This is a genomic window from Streptomyces sp. DH-12 (assembly GCF_002899455.1).
Lineage (GTDB): Bacteria > Actinomycetota > Actinomycetes > Streptomycetales > Streptomycetaceae > Streptomyces.
Genome location: NZ_PPFB01000001.1, coordinates 242,445 through 260,504, shown reverse-complemented (window position 1 = coordinate 260,504; position 18,060 = coordinate 242,445). Strand labels below are relative to the sequence as shown.

6 protein-coding genes are annotated in these 18,060 nt (G+C 75.3%); all 6 read right to left on the bottom strand.

The genetic code is table 11. The features are described 5' to 3' along the window. Nucleotides 1-42: 42 nt before the first annotated feature. The 6 genes from C1708_RS35555 to C1708_RS00465 all read right to left on the bottom strand — a co-directional run bounded on the left by C1708_RS35555 (nucleotide 43) and on the right by C1708_RS00465 (nucleotide 18,059). The gene (locus C1708_RS35555; RefSeq protein WP_106410776.1) at nucleotides 43-11,643 is read right to left on the bottom strand and encodes a type I polyketide synthase; all 11,601 of its coding nucleotides are present in this window, start codon (nucleotides 11,641-11,643) and stop codon (nucleotides 43-45) included. 140 nt (nucleotides 11,644-11,783) lie between these two features. Next, nucleotides 11,784-13,424, bottom strand: a complete 1,641-nt coding sequence (locus C1708_RS00485; RefSeq protein ID WP_157951208.1) for a glycoside hydrolase family 1 protein — start codon at nucleotides 13,422-13,424, stop codon at nucleotides 11,784-11,786. Between the two features lie 83 nt (nucleotides 13,425-13,507). Next, nucleotides 13,508-14,716 (bottom strand): cytochrome P450, encoded by a 1,209-nt coding sequence (locus C1708_RS00480; RefSeq protein WP_241911123.1) that lies wholly within the window; start codon nucleotides 14,714-14,716, stop codon nucleotides 13,508-13,510. Nucleotides 14,717-14,918: 202 nt separating this feature from the next. After that, nucleotides 14,919-16,100 (bottom strand): macrolide family glycosyltransferase, encoded by a 1,182-nt coding sequence (locus C1708_RS00475; protein WP_106410774.1) that lies wholly within the window; start codon nucleotides 16,098-16,100, stop codon nucleotides 14,919-14,921. A 70-nt stretch (nucleotides 16,101-16,170) separates the two neighbouring features. Then, nucleotides 16,171-17,037: a 3-hydroxybutyryl-CoA dehydrogenase gene (locus tag C1708_RS00470; RefSeq protein WP_106410773.1), complete on the bottom strand. Its 867-nt coding sequence runs from the start codon at nucleotides 17,035-17,037 to the stop codon at nucleotides 16,171-16,173. Beyond that, a complete protein-coding gene (locus C1708_RS00465; RefSeq protein WP_106410772.1) occupies nucleotides 17,034-18,059 on the bottom strand; it encodes a 3-oxoacyl-ACP synthase III family protein in 1,026 nt (341 codons plus the stop codon). Before C1708_RS00465 ends, C1708_RS00470 begins: the two co-directional genes overlap by 4 nt. Between the last annotated feature and the right edge of the window lies 1 nt (nucleotide 18,060).

Here is an 18,060-nt window from a genome sequence, read left to right as displayed (position 1 = left end):
TCACGGGGCCGGGTTCGGTTGCACCGGGACGCCGGTGTCGCCTCAGCTGATGCCGGACGCCTCCAGGAAGGCGTCCAGCTCCGCGTTGATGTCGTGCACGGACCGCTCCTCGGGGGCGACGGCGCTCGCCGGGGGGCCGCCGGCCGCTGTGCCGTCCTCGGTCTGCCGGGCCAGCTCCACCAGGCTGCCGAGCAGGCCGCTGTCGTGGAGGCGTGCGGCGGAGAGCCGGGCGAGGGCCCAGCCGAGGGTGGCGTCGGGGTCGTCGTCGGCGGGCGCCGCTGCGGCCCGGTCCGCCGGGGCGGGCAGGGCCATGCGGTCCAGGACGAGGTGGGCGATGCGCTCGGGCGCGGGGTAGTCGAAGGCCAGCGTCGCGGGGAGGGCGAGGCCGGTCTCCTGGGCGAGCCTGCGCCGCAGTTCCACCGCCATCAGGGAGTCGAGGCCGAGATCCTTGAGCACCTGGTCGGGGGCGAGCGCGCCGGGTGATGCGAGGCCCAGCACGGCCGCGACCTCGCGGAGCACCAGTTGGGTGACGATCTCTTCCCGCTCGGGCGCGGGTGCGGCGAGCAGGCGGTCGCGCAGCCCGGTCACGGCCGGGGCGGCCCCGGTGGCGGCGCGCTGCGTGCGGGCCCGGACGAGCGCCCGGAACAGCGCGGGCACCGGTGCTCCCTCGCCCGCGTCCCGCTGGATCTGCCGCAGGTCGAGCCGTACGGGTACGTAGTTGTCCGCCGGCCTGGCGAGGGCCGCGTCGAGCAGGCGCAGCCCCTGGGCGAAGGGCAGGGGGGCGATCCCCTGGCGGCGCATGCGGGTCAGTTCGGCGCCCTGGAGGTGGGCGGTCATGCCGGTGCCTGCCTGCTCCCAGAGCCCCCAGGCGAGGCTGGTCACCGGGCGGCCCTCGGCGCGCAGGCGGGCGGCGAAGGCGTCGAGCCAGGTGTTGGCGGCGGCATAGATGCCCTGCCCGGCGGTGCCGAGGGTCCCGGCGGCGGAGGAGAAGAAGACGAGGGCCGCGAGGTCCAGGTCCCGGGTCAGCTCCGCCAGGTGGCGGGCGCCGTCGACCTTGGGGGTCATCGCCCGGCGGAGGCGTTCCGTGTCCTGACCCAGAAGGACCCCGTCGTCCAGGATCCCGGCGAGGTGCAGCACCGCAGTCCACGGCCGGTCCTCCTCAGCAAGAGCGAGCACCTGCGCCAGGTCATCTCGGCGAGAGACATCACACGCCACCACTCGGACGCATCGGGCACCTTCTTCCAGGAGCTGGTTTCTGAGTTCCGCGGCGCCGGGGGCGTCGGGCCCCCGGCGGGAGGTGAGCACCAGGTGCCGGATGCCGTGGTGCCGTACGAGGTGGCGGGCGACGGCGCCACCCAGTTCGCCGGTGCCGCCGGTGAGGAGCACGGTGCCCTCGGGGTCCGGGCGGCGTGCCGTGCCGCCGCCGTCCTCCTCGGTGGCGGGCGCCGGCGCCGGGGTGAGCCGGGCGGCGAGGAGCTGCTCCCCGCGCACGGCGAGTTCCGGCTCGCCGGTCAGTGACAGTGCCCGGGAGAGGGAGCCGGGGCCGGTCTCGGCGGGGCCGAGGTCGATCAGGCGCAGGGAGCGCTCGGGGTGCTCGGTGCGGGCCGTGCGGAGCAGGCCGTGGAGCGGGGCGTGGGCGAGGCCGTCCAGGGGCTCGCCGTCGGCGGCGGCGGCGCTGTCCCGGGTGAGCCAGATCAGCTCGGTGGTGTCGAGGCGTTCGTCGCTCAGCAGGGTGCGGAGTTCGCCGAGCGCGGTGGCCGCCGCGGCGTGGGCCTCCTCGGGGGTGTCACCGGGGCCGGAGGCGTCGGACGCCTCGGAGGGGCCGCTCAGGTCGACGAGGACGCGGCCGGGGCGCCGGCCGGGGTCGGCGTCGAGCCAGGCGGTGAGGGCGGAGGCGTCGGCCAGGGCGGCGGCGCCGAGGGAGGCGGCCAGTTCGCCGGTGCCGCCGAGGACGGCGTCGGCGGCCGCTTCCCCGGGAGTGCCGGGGAGTTCCACGGGCAGGTGGCGCAGCTGGTGAAGGCCGTCGGTGCCCCGGGCGGCCCGGATCTGGCCGGCGTCGGCGCGGCGCAGGTGGAGGGCTGCCACGTGGAGCACGGGCGCGCCGGTGGTGTCGGCGGCCCACAGTTCCAGCCGCCGCCCGTGGCCCGGGGTCTCGGTCACGTCGACGCGGACCCGCAGTTCCTGGCTGCCGACCGCGTGGATCTCGGCGTCGCTCCACTCGAAGGGGAGCAGGGCGCCGGCCGCTTCGGCGGCGGGGCCGGGGTCTGCGGCGCCCTCCATGGCATGGAGGGCGGCGTCGAGCAGGGCGGGGTGGACGGCGTAGGGCGTGCCGTCCTGTGGTGCGGGCAGCCGGACGAGGCCGTACGCGGTCGTGCCTGCCCGCCACAGTTCGGTGAGTCCCTGGAAGGCGGGCCCGTAGTCGATGCCGCGTTCCCGGAAGCGGTCGTGGAAGCCGTGCAGGTCGACGCGTTCGGCGCCGGGGACGGGCCATCGGGCCAGGTCGGCGAAGCCGTCCGGGGCGCCGGGGCCGGTCGCGGGGGCCGGTGGGGTGTCGGTGAGGCGTCCGGTGGCGTGGCAGGTCCAGGGGTCCGAGCCGCCGCGCGGGCGGCTGTGGACGGTGAGGGTCCGCGATCCGCCCTCGGGGGCGCCGACGGTGATCTGGAGGCGGAGTTCCTCGTCGAGGACGAGCGGCGCGGCGAGGGTCAGCTCGGCGACGCCCGCGGCGCCGACCTCGTGGGCGGCGGCCGCGGCCAGTTCGAGCAGTCCCGTCCCGGGGACGACTGCGGTCCCGAAGACCAGGTGGTCCTTCAGCCACGGCTGCCGGGCGAGCGAGAGGCTGCCGGTGAGGAGGTGCCCGTCGCCGTCGGCCAGGGCGGTGGCCGCCCCCAGCCAGGGGTGGGCGGGCGCCTCCAGGCCCAGCGTCCCGGCGTCCGCGGAGGGTTCGGGGGCGTCGAGCCAGTGGCGTTCGCGCTGGAAGGCGTAGGTGGGCAGGGGCAGCAGCGCGGTCCGCCGGTCGCCGAGGGCGGCCCGCCAGTCGACGGTGTGGCCGCCGACGTGGAGGAGGCCGAGGTTGCGCCACAGCTGGTCGAGTCCGCCGCGGCCGCGGGCGAGGGAGCCGACGACCAGACCGCCGTGGCCGGCGCTGCCGTCGGTGAGCGGCATGGCGAGGACGGGGTGGGCGGAGATCTCCACGAAGACGGTGTGGCCGTCGGCGAGGAGCCGTTCCAGCGCCCGGTCGAAGCGGACGGGCTCGCGGAGGTTGCGGCACCAGTACTCGCCGTCGAGTTCGGGGCCTTCGACGGTGTCCCCGAGGAGGGTGGAGTAGAAGGCGGTGGCGGCGCGGCCGGGGGCGATGCCGGCGAGGCGGCTGGCGAGGCCGGGCAGGAGCGGGTCCATCTGAGCGCTGTGGGAGGCGTAGTCCACGCGGATGGTGCGGGCGAAGACGCCCCGCTCCTGGAGCGCGGCGACCAGTTCCTCCAGATCCCGTGCCTCTCCGGAGACGACGGTGGAGCCGGTGGTGTTGACCGCCGCGACCGAGAGGGTTCCGCCGTAGGGCGCGAGGTACTCCTCGACCTCGGCGACGGGGCGCTCGACCAGGGCCATGCCGCCCCGGCCGGAGATGTCGAGGACCGCGCTGGACCGTGCGGTGACGACCCGCGCTCCCTGTTCCAGGGTGAGGACGCCGGAGACGACGGCGGCGACCACCTCGCCCTGCGAGTGGCCGACCACGGCCGCGGGTTCGACGCCGAGCGAGCGCCAGACGGCGGCCAGGCCGACGCCCATCGCGAAGAGCGCGGGCTGGACCACGTCGACCCGGTCGGCGGGCGGGGCGCCGTCCGCCTCCTCGCCCGCCAGGACCGACCGCACCGACCAGCCGGTCAGCGGCGCGAGGGCCGCGTCGCACCGGTCGATCGTCTCGGCGAAGACCGGGCTCTGGGCGAGGAGGTCGCGTCCCATGGCGGTCCACTGGCTGCCCTGGCCGGGGAAGACGAAGACGGCCTTGCCGCGGGGCACCGCCGTGCCGAGGACGGTCTGCTCGGTCTCGCGGCCCTCGGCGAGGGCGTGCAGGGCTGCGGTCAGTTCCTCGGTGCCGGTGGCCACGACGCCGGCCCTGCTGGGGAAGTGGGTGCGGTGGCGGGCCGCGGTCGCGGCGATGTCGGGCAGTGCGGTGCCGGGGCGGGAGTCGAGCCAGCGGGCCCAGCGTCCGGCCTGCTCGCGGAGGGCCTCCTCGGTCCGGCCGGAGACCACGACCGGCAGGGCGGGCGGTCCGGACGCGGCGGGAGCGGCGTCCTGCCGGGCGGGGACGGGAGGTTCCTCGATGACGAGGTGGGCGTTGGTGCCGCTCAGTCCGAAGGCCGACACGCCCGCCCGGCGCACCCGGCCGGAGGTACGGGCCCAGGGGCTCAGTTCGTCGACGACGGCGACCGGGAGGTCGTCCCAGGCGATGGCGGGGTTCAGCGGCGCGGAGCGCGGGGTGGGCGGCAGGGCGCCGTGGCGGAAGGCGGCCAGCACCTTGCAGACCCCGGCGATGCCCGCGGCGGACTCCAGGTGGCCGATGACGCTCTTGGCGGTGCCCAGGCGCAGCGCGGTGGAGGCGTCGCGGCCCTCCCCGTAGACGGCGGCGAGGGCCTGGACCTCGATGGGGTCGCCGAGGGGGGTGCCGGTGCCGTGGCATTCGACGTAGTCGACGTCGGTGGGCGCCAGTCCGGCGGAGTCGAGGGCGGCGCGGACCACCTTCTGCTGGGAGGTTCCGTTGGGGGCGGTGATACCGCTGCTGGCACCGTCGTGGTTGACGGCTCCCGCGCGGATCACGCCGAGGACCTCGTGGTCGGCGGCGAGCGCGTCGGAGAGCCGCATGACCACGACGAGACCGACGCCTTCGCCCCGGCCGTAGCCGTCGGCGGCGGCCGAGAAGGTCTTGCTGCGGCCGTCGGGGGCGAGTGCGTGGGAGCGGCTGAGCGCCACGAAGGAGCCGGGATCGGCGAGGACCTGCACGCCTCCGGCCAGGGCGATGTCGCACTCGCCGCCGCGCAGCGCCTCGGCGGCGAGGTGCAGGGCGACGAGGGAGGAGGAGCAGGCGGTGTCGACGGAGAGGGCGGGGCCCTGGAGTCCCAGGTGGTAGGAGAGCCGGCCGGCGTTGAAGCTCTGGAGGCTGCCGGTGAGGGTGTACGTGTCGGGGGTGCCGCCGCGGTGGGCGGCGTACTCCCCGGCGCCCGCGCCGACGAAGACGCCGGTGCGCGAGTGGCGGAGGTCGTCGGGGCGGATGCCCGCGTTCTCCAGCGAGTTCCAGGCGGCCTCCAGGAGCAGCCGGTGCTGCGGGTCCATGGGGTCGGCCTCGCGCGGGGAGATGCCGAAGAAGGACGCGTCGAAGGAGGCGACGTCGTCGAGGAGGGAGGCGTGCCGGACGTAGGTCGTGCCCTCGGCGTCCGGGGCGGGGTCGTAGTACGCGTCGATGTCGAAGCGGTCGGCGGGGATCTCGCCGACGGTGTCGCGGCCTTCGGCGAGCACCTGCCAGAGGCTGTCGAGGTCGTGGGCGCCGCCGGGCATGCGCAGGCCGACGCCGACGATGGCGAGGGGTTCGTCCCGAGCGACGGTCGGGGCGGGCGCCGTGGCGTCGCCGGTGGCGCCGAGGAGTTCGCCGAGCAGCCAGTGGGCGGCGGCGGTGAGGTTCGGGTGGTCGTAGATGAGGGTCCTGGGGGTGGTGATCCCGGTGCGCCGCTGGACGCGCGCGCTCAGCTGGATCGCCATCATCGAGTCGAAGCCGAGGTCCTTGAAGCCGCGTTCGGTACCGAGACTCGCGGGGTCGGCGACGCCGAGGACGGCGGCGGCCTCGACGGCCAGAAGGGTCCGAAGGTGGGGCAGGCGGTCCTCGTCGGCCAGGCCGACGAGTGCGGTGCACAGCGGGTTCGCGGCGCCGTCCGGGGAGGCGGGAGCGGGGGCGGCGCCGGGGTGCCGGCGGGTCTCGGTGAGGCCGGCCAGGAGGGGGCGGGGGCGGTTGCCCTGGTGGGCGGGGACGGCCCGGGCCCAGTCGACCCGGGCGGCGACCCGGGTCGCCGGTCCGGTGGCGGGGTCGGCGGCGAGGGCCGCGTCGAGGGCGGCGAGGGCCGCGTCCGGGGCGAGCGGGACGAGGCCGACGCGCTTCAGCTGGCTCTCGGCGGTCCCGCGCGTCATGCCTCCGTCGGCCCAGGGGCCCCAGGCGATGCTGACGGCGGGCAGCCCGTCGGCGCGGCGCCGCTCCGCGAGGGCGTCGAGGGCGGCGTTGGCCATGGCGTAGTTGGCCTGGCCGATGTTGCCGAGGGTGCCGACGACGGACGAGTAGAGGACGAAGGCGTCGAGTTCGCGGCCGGCGGTCAGCGCGTGCAGGTGCGCGGCGGCCTGGAGTTTGGGGGCGGCGGTGACGGCGAGTGCCTCGGCGTCGAGGTGGTCGAGGAGGCGGTCGTCGAGGGTGCCCGCGGTGTGGAAGACGGCGCGCAGCGGCGCGGGGTCCTCGTCGATCCGGGCGAGGAGGCGTTCGAGGTCGGCCCGGTCGGTCACGTCGCAGGCGGCGAGGGTGACGCGGGCCCCGGCGGCCTCGAGGGCCGCGGCGATCTCGGCGGCGCCCTCGGCGCCGGGGCCGCGCCGCGAGGCGAGGACGACGTGTTCGGCGCCGCGTTCGGCGAGGTGGCGGGCGAGGTGGCCGGCGAGGGCGCCGCTGCCTCCGGTGACCAGGACCGTGCCGCGGGCCCGCCGGGGAAGGCGCGGGGCGGGTTCGGAGCGGCGCAGCCGCCGCGCGAAGGGACCGGCCGGGCGCAGGGCCACCTGGTCCTCCCGGTCGGGGGTCCGGGCGGTGACGGTGGTGAGGAGGTGCCGGGTGGTGGCCGCGTCGAGCGGGGCGAAGGAGGGCGCCGGGCCGGCCGGGGAGCCGTCGGCCGGCCCGGGGAGGTCGACGAGACCCCCCCAGCGGTCCGCGTGCTCCAGGGCGGCGACGTGGCCCAGACCCCAGGCGAGCGCCTGGTCCGGGCGGGGGGCCGGGTCCTCCTCGCCGGTGCGCACCGCGCCTCGGGTCACGAGCCACAGGGGCGCGTCGAGGCCGCTGTCCCCGAGGGCCTGGGTGAGGGCGAGGGTGCGGGTGGCGCCGGTGGTGACGGCGCCGCGGGCAGGGTCGGTGTCGAGGGAGGTGAGGGCGAGGACGGCGCGCGGGGTCCGCCCGGCGAGGGTGGTGGTCAGGGTGTCCAGCGCGGCGGCGTACGCGGTGCGGCCGTCCGCGGCCGGGAGCGGGTGGACGGTGCCGCCGGCGTCCGTGAGGGCCCGGGCGAGGGCTTCGGTGAGCGCGGTCGCGGCCGGGTCGGCGGGGGTGGCGAGGATCCAGTCGCCGGTGAGGTCCGGGGCGGTGGCGGGACCGGTGACGGGCTGCCAGCTCTCCTCGTAGAGGCTTTCGGCGGCGGTGCCGGCGCGGTCCTGTCGGTCGCGCCAGGCCGCGAGGTGCGGGAGCAGCGCCTCGACGGCGGTGGTGTCGGAGGTGCCGAGCAGGGCGCAGACCCGCTCGGTCTCGCCGGTGCCGACGGCCTGCCACAGGGAGTCGTCGGCCACCGGGCGGGCGGCCGGCAGGTGGCCGGCGCGGGGGGCCGCCCCGATCCAGTGGTGGGTGCGGCGGAACGCGTAACCGGGCAGGTCGGTGCGGCGGGCGCCGGTGTCCGCGTAGACCTGTTCGAAGTCGATGTCCTCGCCGCTGACGTGGAGTCCGGCGAGGGCGCGCAGGACGTCGCCGACCTCGTCGGGCCGGTCCCCGGCGCGCTGGGAGGGGATGAACCCCTCCTCGCGGTCCGCGCAGGCGATGCCCATCGCGGTGAGGACGGCGGCGGGGCCGCATTCGAGATGGCGCCGTAGGCCGGCCGCTTCGAGGGCGGCCACGGCGTCGGTGAAGCGGACGGCGTCGCGGACCTGCCGTACCCAGTGGTCGGGCGAGGTGGCGCCCTCGCCGGGCGCGGTACGGGAGTCGGTCCAGGCGCCGGTGGCCGTGGAGAACAGGGGGATCCCGGGGACGCGCAGGACGCACTGCTCGGCGACGGCCCGGTACTCCTCGAGCATGGTGTCCATGTGCGCGCTGTGGAAGGCGTGCGAGACCGTCAGGCGCCGGGTGCGGCGTCCCTGCGCGGTGAAGTGCTCGACGACGCGGACGACGGCCTCCTCGTCGCCGCTGACCACGGTCTGGGCGGGGCTGTTGAGGGCGGCGATCGAGACGCGTCCGCCGCTCTCTGCCGTCGACGCCAGGGCCTGGAGGACTTCGGCTTCGGTGGCCTGGACGGAGGCCATGGCGCCGCCGCGTTCGCAGGACTGCATGAGCCTGCCGCGGGCGGCGACCAGGCGGGCGGCGTCGTCGAGGTCGAGGATGCCGGCGACGTGGGCCGCGGCGAGCTCGCCGACGGAGTGCCCGGCCACGGCCCGGGGGCGGACGCCCCAGCTCTCCCAGAGGCGGTGGAGCGCCACCTCGAAGGCGAAGAGGGCGGGCTGGGTGAACTCGGTCTCGTCGAGGAGGCGGGCCTCGGCGCTGCCCTCGGGGGCGTGGACGACCTCCTCCAGCGGGCGGGCCAGGTGCGGGGCGAGGGCACTGCAGACCGCGTCGAAGGTGTCGCGGTAGACGGGGAAGGCGGCGTGCAGGGCGCGGCCCATGCCCGGCCGCTGGCTGCCCTGTCCGGTGAAGAGGACGGAGGTGCCGCTCTCCCAGGCGCCCGTCAGCTCCTCGCTCTCGTCCTCGACGGCGGCGGGGTGGGGCCGGTCCTCGGCGAGGGCGGTGAGCGCCTCGGCGGCCTCCTCGGTGGTCGCGGCCACGACCGCGGCACGGTGGTCGAGGTGGGCGCGGGTGACCGTGGAGCTGTAGGCGAGGTCGCGCAGTTCGGCGCCGGTGGCCTGGGCCACGCGGTCGGCGAGCCGGGCGGCGTTGGCCGCGAGGGCGGGGCGGGTCCTGCCGGAGACGGCGAACACCATGGGGGTGGCCGGTTCGTCGCGGCGGGGCTCGCCCGCGACCGCCGCCCGGTCGAGGTCGGCGCCGTCCCGCCAGAGCCGGACCGCGGCCTCCTCCAGGCCGCGGCGGTCGGGGGCGCCTCGCCGGCCGGTGGTGAGGACGGCGGCCTCGGGGCGGCCGGCCAGGATCCGTTCGAGGGAGTACCGGGCGACGGGGTGGGGGGCGATCTCGATCAGGCGCAGCGGTCGGCCGGCGTGGGCGGCGGCGAGGGCGTCGACCGTCTCGGCGACCAGCATGGGCCGGCACATGTTGCGGGCCCAGTAGGAGGCGTCGAGGGCGTCGGTGTCCAGGGGCGCGCCGGTGACGGTGGACCAGAAGGGGACGGTGGCCGGGGCGGTGCGGACGGCGCCGAGGCGGCGGCCGAGTTCGGGGGCGAGTCCGGCCAGCTGCGGGCTGTGCGCGGCGTAGTCGATGCGGACGCGGGTGGAGTTCGTCCCGCGTGCGGCCAGTTCACGTTCGACGGCGGCGACCGCCTCGCGCGGACCGGCGAGGCAGACCTGCCCGGGGGCGAGGTGGCCGGCGACGCAGAGGTCGCGGTCCACCGGGCGGATCAGGTCCTCGGCCTCTTCGGCGGTGAGGTCGCAGACGGTCATCGCGCCCTGTCCGGCGGCCCGTTCGGCGATCAGCGCGGACCAGACGCCGATGATCCGGGCGCCTTCCTCCAGGGGGAGGGCGCCCGCGGTGACGGCGGCGGCGACCTCGCCGATGCTCTGCCCGAGGACGGCGTCGGGGGCCAGGCCCCAGGCGCCGAGGGTGCGGGCGAGGGCGACCTGGACGGCGAAGAGGACGGGCTGGACGACGTCGGTGCGCTCCAGCCGGGAGTCGCGGTCGCCGGCGAGGAGTTCCTCGGTCACCGACCAGCCGAGCACGGGCCGCAGGGCGCGGTCGCAGTCGGCCAGGGCGGTGCGGTAGGCGGGTTCGGTGAGCAGGTCGCGGCCCATGCCGAGCCACTGGGAGCCGTGGCCGGAGAAGAACAGCGCGAGGACGGGGCGCTCACCGGTGGCGGGGCGCTCGGCGGGGTCCGGGAGGGGGCCGCGGCGGCCCGGGGCCTCTTCGAGGGCGACGTGGGCGTTGGTGCCGCCGAAGCCGAAGCTGCTGACGCCGGCGCGGCGGGGTCCCTCGCCGGGCCAGGGTTCGGCCCGGTCGACGACGCGGAGTCCGGCGGCATCGAAGTCGATGCGCGGGTTGGGCGTGTCGAAGTGCAGGCTGGCCGGGAGTTCGCCGTGGTGGAGGGCGAGTGCCGTCTTGATCAGCCCGGTCACTCCCGCCGCGGGTTCCAGGTGGCCGAAGTTGGTCTTGGCGGAGCCCAGGCGCAGCGGTTCCTCACGGCCGGGGGCGAAGACCTCGCCGAGGGCGGCGGCCTCGATGGGGTCGCCGAGCGGGGTGCCGGTGCCGTGGGCCTCGACGTAGGAGACCTCGGAGGGTGCGATCCGGGCGTCCTGCCAGGCCTCGCGCAGGACCGCGGCCTGGGCCCGGGGGTTGGGGGCGGTGAGCCCGTTGGAGGCCCCGTCGTTGTTGACGGCGCTGCCGCGGATCACGGCGTAGACGCGGTCCCCGGCGGCGAGGGCGTCGGACAGGCGGCGCAGAACGACGATGCCGCAGCCCTCGGCGCGGACGTAGCCGCCGGCGTCGGCGTCGAAGGCGCGGCAGCGGCCCTCGGGGTTGAGCCCGCCGAACTTTGTCATGGCGACCGTGGTGTGCGGGTGCAGCATGACGTTGACGCCGCCGGCGAGGGCGAGGTCGGACTCGCCGGAGCGCAGGCTGCGGACGGCGAGGTGGGTGGCGGTCAGGGAGGAGCTGCACGCGGTGGCGACGGCGAGGGCGGGTCCCTGCAGGCCCAGGGCGTAGGCGATGCGGGCGGCGATGACGGAGTTGTCCCAGCCGGTCGCCGAGTGGGTGCCGATGGAGTGCGGGTCGGCTCCGGTGGCGAGGTGGTACTCCTGGGCCATAGCGCCGAGGAAGACGCCGGTACGGGTGCCGTGCAGCGCGGTGGGGGCGATCCGGGCGTCCTCCAGGGAGGACCAGGCGGTCTCCAGGGCGATGCGCTGCTGGGGGTCCATGGCCCGGGCCTCCGCGGGGGAGATCCGGAAGAGGTCGGCGTCGAACTCGCCGATGCCGTCGAGGAATCCGCCCCAGCGGGTGGTGGTCCGGCCGGGGGCTTCGGGGTCGGTGTCCAGCCACTCGTCGGCGTTCCAGCGGTCGGCGGGGACCTCACGGACGGCGTCGAGCCCTTCGACGAGGGCGCGCCAGAGGGACTCGGGGCCCTCGACGCCGCCGGGGAGGCGGCAGCCGATGCCGACGACGGCGACCGGGTCGCCGCCGGCCGGGTCGGCCGGCCGGGTCCGGCCCGGCCCGCCTTCGTCCGCGGCTCCGGTGACGTACGCGGCCAGGGCCGCGACGGTGGGGTGGTCCCACACGGCCGTGCCGGGGATCTCCCGGCCCAGCAGTGCGGAGACCTTGCCGGCCAGCTCGACGGCGCGCAGGGACGGTAGTCCCAGCTCGCTGAAGGAGCGGTCGACGCGGACCGAACCGACGGGCACTTCCAGCATCTCGGCGACGGATTCACGCAGGAACGCCGTGATGTCCGCAGAGACGGCCGAAGGGGCCGAGGACTCGTTGCTGCTCGTCATGGGGTCGCCCATCTGCGTTTCCTCGATGCTCGTCGGTTCTCGTCGGTCCGCACCGTCCCGGCCCCGCCCCGGCGCCCGGTCGGGGCGTGCGGGGCGGGGCGGTCGGGGCGTGCGGTCGGGGCCGTGCGTGCCGGGCGCTGCTCAGGCCGGGCTCAGGGCGTGGCGGTCGCGGCGCCGCCGGGCTCCGGGGTCATCGGCCCGTGGCCGCCGTACCTCCGGCGCAGGTCGGCGGAGAGGACGCGGGCACCGGCGATCCGGCCGTAGACCTCGGCCGCCTCGGTGGGGGTGCGCTCCATGGTCGTACGGTCCACGGCGTAGAGGCCGAAGCGGGCGCCGTAGCCGCCGAGCCACTCGAAGTTGTCCATGAGGCTCCAGTGGTAGTAGCCCCGGACGTCGGCGCCCTCTCGGCGGACCTTCTCGATCTGCTCCAGGGCGCGCACGACGAACTCGGCGCGGCGCTTGCCCGAGTCCGAGGCGATGCCGGACTCGGTGACGGTGAGCGGGAGGTTCTCGTACCGCTCGCTGTAGTCCTTGAGGACGGAGTAGAGGCCGGTCGGATCGGTCTCGTAGTTCATGTCGGGGACGAAGTAGGTCTCGTCGAGCGGGGGCAGGCAGGGGGCGGTGCTGCACACGTCGGCGTCGGCGGCGGGGAAGGTGGCCGGCGAGGGCTCCTCGCCGGGGTCGGAGACGCCGATCCGCTCGTAGAGCTGGATGCCGAGGAAGTCGAGGGTCTTCCGCCACTCGGGGTGCCGCTCGTCGTGGACGCCGTCGAGGTCGGTGTCGAAGCCGCCCTTCCAGAGGGCGTCCACGACGTTCCACTCGAAGTAGCGCTGCATGCGCCCGGCGGCGTCGACGTCCCGCTGCTCGGTGCTGACTCTGCCGTCGCGGACGGGTACGTACTGCTTGGCGCTCATGCTGAGGCCGACGGCCGCGGGGGCGCCGGTGCCTGCGTCGGTGGTGTCGGCCGCCTTGATCGCCTTGTACATCCGCGCGTGGGCGTCGACGAGGTTGCGCAGCGCCCCCATGTAGCGGTCGAAGTCGCCGATCAGGTTGGCCTTGCCGGGCGGGCCGGCGCCGAAGGCGTGGGCGAAGTGCATGTAGACCATGGGCTCGTTGACGGTGACCCACTCGTCGACCCGGTCGCCGAAGCGCTCGGCGAGCAGCCCGGCGAACTCGGCCATCTCCTCGGCCACCCGGGAGCCGCCTTCGGGGTGGTCGAGGCCGCAGAGGTTGGTGTCGGAGGGGCCGGCGGCGCAGCCGGCGTCTCCCGGGTCGTCGACCCATACCGGGTTGGAGAAGTGGTGGACGGTGATCATCGGGCGGATGCCGCGGTCGATCAGCTCGTCGATGAAGTCGCTGTAGTGCTGGAGCGCCTTCTCGTCGATGCGGTCGCGCTCGGGCTCGACGCGGGCCCACTCGATGCTGAAGCGGTAGGCGTCGAGGTTCATGTCCTCGATGAGGTCGATGTCCTCGACGGCCCGGGTGTACCCCTGGACGGCGTCGCCCACGAAGGGGCTGCGGGCCATGCCCTCGGGCTCCGGGGCGGTCCACTTGTACCAGTCGGTGTTCTCGTTGCGGTCCTCGATCTGGGTGGCCGCGCTGGCGACGCCGAAGCGGAATCCGCCCTTGCCCGACGGGGCGGCCAGGGGGCCCGGGGCGGGGAAGACCGCGGCGGGCCTGCGGCGGTCATGGGACTCGTCGTCCCCGGCCGCGATGGCGAGCGGGCTCAGCAGGGCGAGGGCGGCGGTCAGCACGCCCGTTCTGAACACGTGTTTCCTGGAGAAGATCGTCACTTTCGCTTCCTGAGGTACGGCCGGCTCGGTCCGGCCCGGTCGAGTGGGTGGATGGACGGGAACCCCCGTGCGGGCAGCGCGGTTCACCAGGCGATCGGCAGCCGGTGCGTCCCGTGGATCACCATGTCGTCGCGGAGCGGCACCTCGTCGGGCGGGACGGCCAGCCGCAGTCCGGGGAACCGGCGCAGCAGCGCGGTGTAGGCGATCCGCATCTCCAGCCGGGCCAGCTGGCTGCCGAGGCACTGGTGGGGCCCGTGGCCGAAGGCCACGTGGCCGGTGGCGGACCGGCGCAGGTCGAGGCGGTCGGCGTCCGCGCCGTACCGTGCGGGGTCGCGGTTGGCGGAGGCCAGGGAGAGGACGACGCATTCGCCCTTCTTGACCTGGCGTCCGAGGACCTCGGTGTCGCGGGTGGCGGCGCGCATGCCGCCGGAGCGGAAGAGGGGGAGGTAGCGGAGCAGTTCCTCCACCGCGTTGTCGGCGAGGGAGTCGTCCTCGCGGAGCAGGGCGAGCTGGTCGGGGTGGGTGAGCAGGGCGTAGGCGCCGAGACCGATCATGTTGGCGGTGGTCTCGTAGCCGGCGACGAGCAACAGCAGGGAGATCCCGGCGAGTTCCTGGTCGCTCAGCTCCTCGCGGCCGATGAGGCCGCTGATCATGTCGTCGCCGGGGCGGGCGCGCTTGCGGGCGACCAGTTCACCGACGTAGTCGAGGATGGCGAGGTAGGCGTTGCGGGACTCCTCGCCGTCGGAGCCGAGGTGGAAGAAGCGGCGGATCGCGCCGTGGAAGCGGTCCGAGTCCTCCAGCGGGACGCCGAGGAGTTCGCAGATGACCAGCGCGGGAATGGGCTGGGCGAACTGCTCGACGAGGTCGGCCTCCCGGGTTCCGCCGGCCTCCATCGCGTCGAGGCACGCCTCGGCGATCTCCTCGACGCGCGGGGCGAGCCGGGCGATCCGCCGCTTGGTGAACTGCCCGGCCACCAGCCGCCGGTAGCGGCTGTGCTCGGGGGCGTCCATCCCGATGAAGAAGCCGGGCTCCGCGGGCCGGATCGGCTCCGTGCCGAAGGGGTGGTCGTAGGGGGCGTGGTGGTGCAGTTCCTGGCGGGCGCTGAACTCGGGGTCGGCCAGCAGGGAGCGCACCTCGGGGTAGCTGGTGACCAGCCATCCCTGGTGCCCGTCGGGGAAGTCCATCCGCGCGACCGGGCACTTCTCCCGCAGTGCGGCCAGTTCGGCGGGGGGGTCGAAGGCGGAGGGCCGCTCGGTGGGAAGCCTGACCGGGCCGGGGGGGAAGTTTGACACGTCTACTCCAACGGGGCGGAAGCTCGCGGTGCCCACCGGAGGGCGGGCATGGGGCCGCGCACCGGTGTCCGGTCTGAGACTCGCCCATCGGGCTAGACGCGGACTGGAGCCTGCGTACAGGAGGAGCGGACGGGCCCGGACGCCGAGCAGCCCGCGCCCCGGTGGTGCGGGGGCGCGGGCTGCTCGCGGGCCGGACGCCCGGTCAGTCGGTGGCGGCCAGGCGGGCCTCCACGGCGTCGGCGGCGACGGCGGCCCCGTCGACGGAGCGCAGGGCCTCCTGCATGGTGCGTACGCGCTCGGCGACAGCCTCGTCGGCGGCGACGGCGTCCACGGAGGCGCGCAGGCTCTCGACGGTGACCTCCTCGCGCGGCAGGTGGCGGCCGAGCCCCAGTTCCTCGATGCGCAGGGCGTTGGCGCGCTGCTCGTTCATCTGCGGAACGGCGACCATGGGCACGCCGTGGTACAGGGACTCCATGGTGCTGTTCATGCCGGCGTGGGTGAGGAAGACGCGGGCGTGCCGCAGCACGTCGAGCTGCGGCACGTGGCGCCGGATCTCGAAGTTGGCCGGAACCTCTCCCAGCTCGGCCGGGTCGATGTGGTCGCCGACGGCCATGACCACGTCCCAGTCGGAGTCGCCGAACGCCCGCAGCGCGAGGGAGAAGAACTCCGACCAGCCGGTGGCGGCGGTGCCCAGGGAGATCAGCAGGACGGGCCGGTCCGCCGACTTCGGCTCCCAGGAGCCCTGGAAGGTGGAGCGGTCCTTGATGCTGGGGCCCGCGAAGACGAAGCGCTCGTCGAACGTCTCGCCCTCGTAGTGGAACTCGCGCGGCAGGAAGATGATCCCGGTCTTCGCCACGTCGGTGACGAAGGCGCCCATGTCGCCCGGGAGGCCGAAGGTGGGCAGCAGGGCGGTGAGCCGCTGGACCATCTCCAGGATCTTGGGGTCGTCCGGGGCGGACCAGGGGAACTTCTCGGCGATGTTGAAGGTCTCGCTGACGCCGTAGGACGGGAAGAGGCGGACGGTGGGGAGGCCGTGCTCGGCGGCATAGAAGCGGGCGCCCCAGGCCATGAAGTCGTGGACGACGACGTCCGGGCGGTCCTCGCCGTAGTAGCCGCTGACCTGCTTGTGGAGGGCGATGGCCTCGTCGAGGCACCGCACGCCCTCGCCCGCCATCATCTCCTCGTTGTACGGGCTGCGGTAGAACTCGCCGAAGGGCGACTCGTAGACGATCGGCGTGGCGCCGACGGCCTTGATGCCCGGGACGAAGAACTCCGTGGCCGTACAGGTGACCCGGTGGCCCCGCTTCACCAGTTCCTCGACCACCCCGAGGGTCGGGTTGACGTGGCCGACGGCCGGGAAGTTGAAGAAGGCGATGTGAGCCATGTTTCTCCTTGTTCGGTGTTGCTCAGGGGGGTTGATGGTGGTGCGTGTGGTGGTCGGGGGTGGTGGGGCGTCAGGTGTAGGTGTGGAATCCGCGGCCCGTCTTCCGGCCGCGGTGTCCGGCCTCCATCATCCGGGTGAGGATCTCCGGTGGCGCGTAGGCCGGGTCCCCGCTCTCCTCGTACAGTCCGGCAGCGACGGCCCGGAGGGTGTCGATGCCGACGAGGTCGGCGAGGCGGAGCGGCCCCATCGGGTGGCCGCATCCCAGGGTCATCCCCTTGTCGATGTCGGCGGCGTCGGCATGACCGGATTCGGCCATGCGGGCCGCCGAGAGAAGATACGGGACGAGCAGGGCGTTCACCACGAATCCGGCGCGGTCGGCGGAGTGGACCGCCTCCTTGCCGAGACCCCCGGTGACGAACTCGGAGACGCGCGCCACCGTCTCCCGGGGCGTGTGTGCCGTCGCCGTGATCTCGACCAGGGGCATGACGGGGACCGGGTTGAAGAAGTGGGTGCCGAGGAGGCGCTCGGGGTGGTCGGTGGCCTCGGCGAGGCGGGTGACCGGCAGGGAGGAGGTGTTGGTGGTGAGGACGGCGTCCGGGTCGGTGAGGAGGGAGTCGAGCTGGCGGAAGAGCTTGACCTTGGTGGCCTCGTCCTCGGTGACCGACTCGACGACCAGCTGACGGTCGGCGAGTTCGCCCAGTTCGGTGCCGAAGGAGACGAGGGAGAGCACCGTCTCGTGCTCCTCCGGGGAGATCCGCCCCTTGGCCGCGGCGGCGCCGAGGGAGCGCTCCAGCCGGGCCCGGGCGGCGCCCCGCGAGCGTTCCGTGGTGACGACGACGCGGACCTCGGCGCCGGCACGGGCGCACACCTCGGCGATGCCCGCGCCCATCAGCCCGCCGCCGAGCACGCCGATCCGCTCGAATGCCGGGGCGCTCATCCCGCGCCCCCCGCGTACCAGCGCAGCAGGGAGGTGCCGACGGCCATGCCGCCGCCGAAGCCGGAGAGGACGACCAGGTCGCCGTCGGCGAGGGAGCCGGCGCGGTGGGCGTGGTCGAGCGTGACGGGTATGGAGGCGGCGCCGGAGTTGCCGTACCGCTCGAGGGTGGTGTGGAGCGTGGCGTCCTGGAGGCCCGCCGCGGCGGCGAGCTGCCCGAGCAGGGCACCGTTGGCCTGGTGCGGGACGAGGTGGCGCACCTCCTCATGGGAGACGCCGGCGGCGCCGAGAGCCTCCTTGATGGACGGCGGGACGTGGGTCATGACGAACTCGATGACCCCGCGGCCGTTCATCCGCAGCGTGTGGCCGCCCTCGTCGACGGTCGCGTGGGAGGCCGGGCGGCGGCTGCCGCCCGCGTCGATGACCAGGAGCGGCGCGTCGGCGCCGTGGCCCAGCAGGTCGTGGCCGAGGATGCCGTACGGCTCGGGGACCGGCCCGAGCACCACGGCGCCGGCGGCGTCGCCGAGCAGCACGGCGGTGCTGCGGTCCTGGGGGTCGGTGAACCGCGACCAGGTGTCGGCGCCGACCACCAGGGCGTGCGCGCCGGGGCGCATCTGCAGCAGGGCCTGGGCGACGGTGAGGGCGTGGACGAACGCGCTGCACCCGATGTTGAGGTCGAAGCAGGCGGCGCGGTGGGCGCCCAGCGCCTCCTGGGCGAGGGTGGCGACGGGCGGGACCGCGCTGTCGGGGGTGGTGGTGGCGACGATGAGGTAGTCGATCCGGTCGGCACCGATGCCGGCCTGGTCGAGGGCGGCGCGGGCCGCGTGGACGGCCATGTCGGAGGTGGCCTCGCCGGGTGCCGCGTAGCGGCGGGTGAGCATGTGGGTCTTGCGCTCGATCCACTCCTCGGTGACGTCGAAGCGCGCGGCCAGTTCCGCGTTGGTGACCTCGGCGGCGGGCACGTAGGAGCCGGTGGCCAGGATGCCCGCCGAGGCGGGTTCCGGCGGTCGGGTGGATGCGGACATC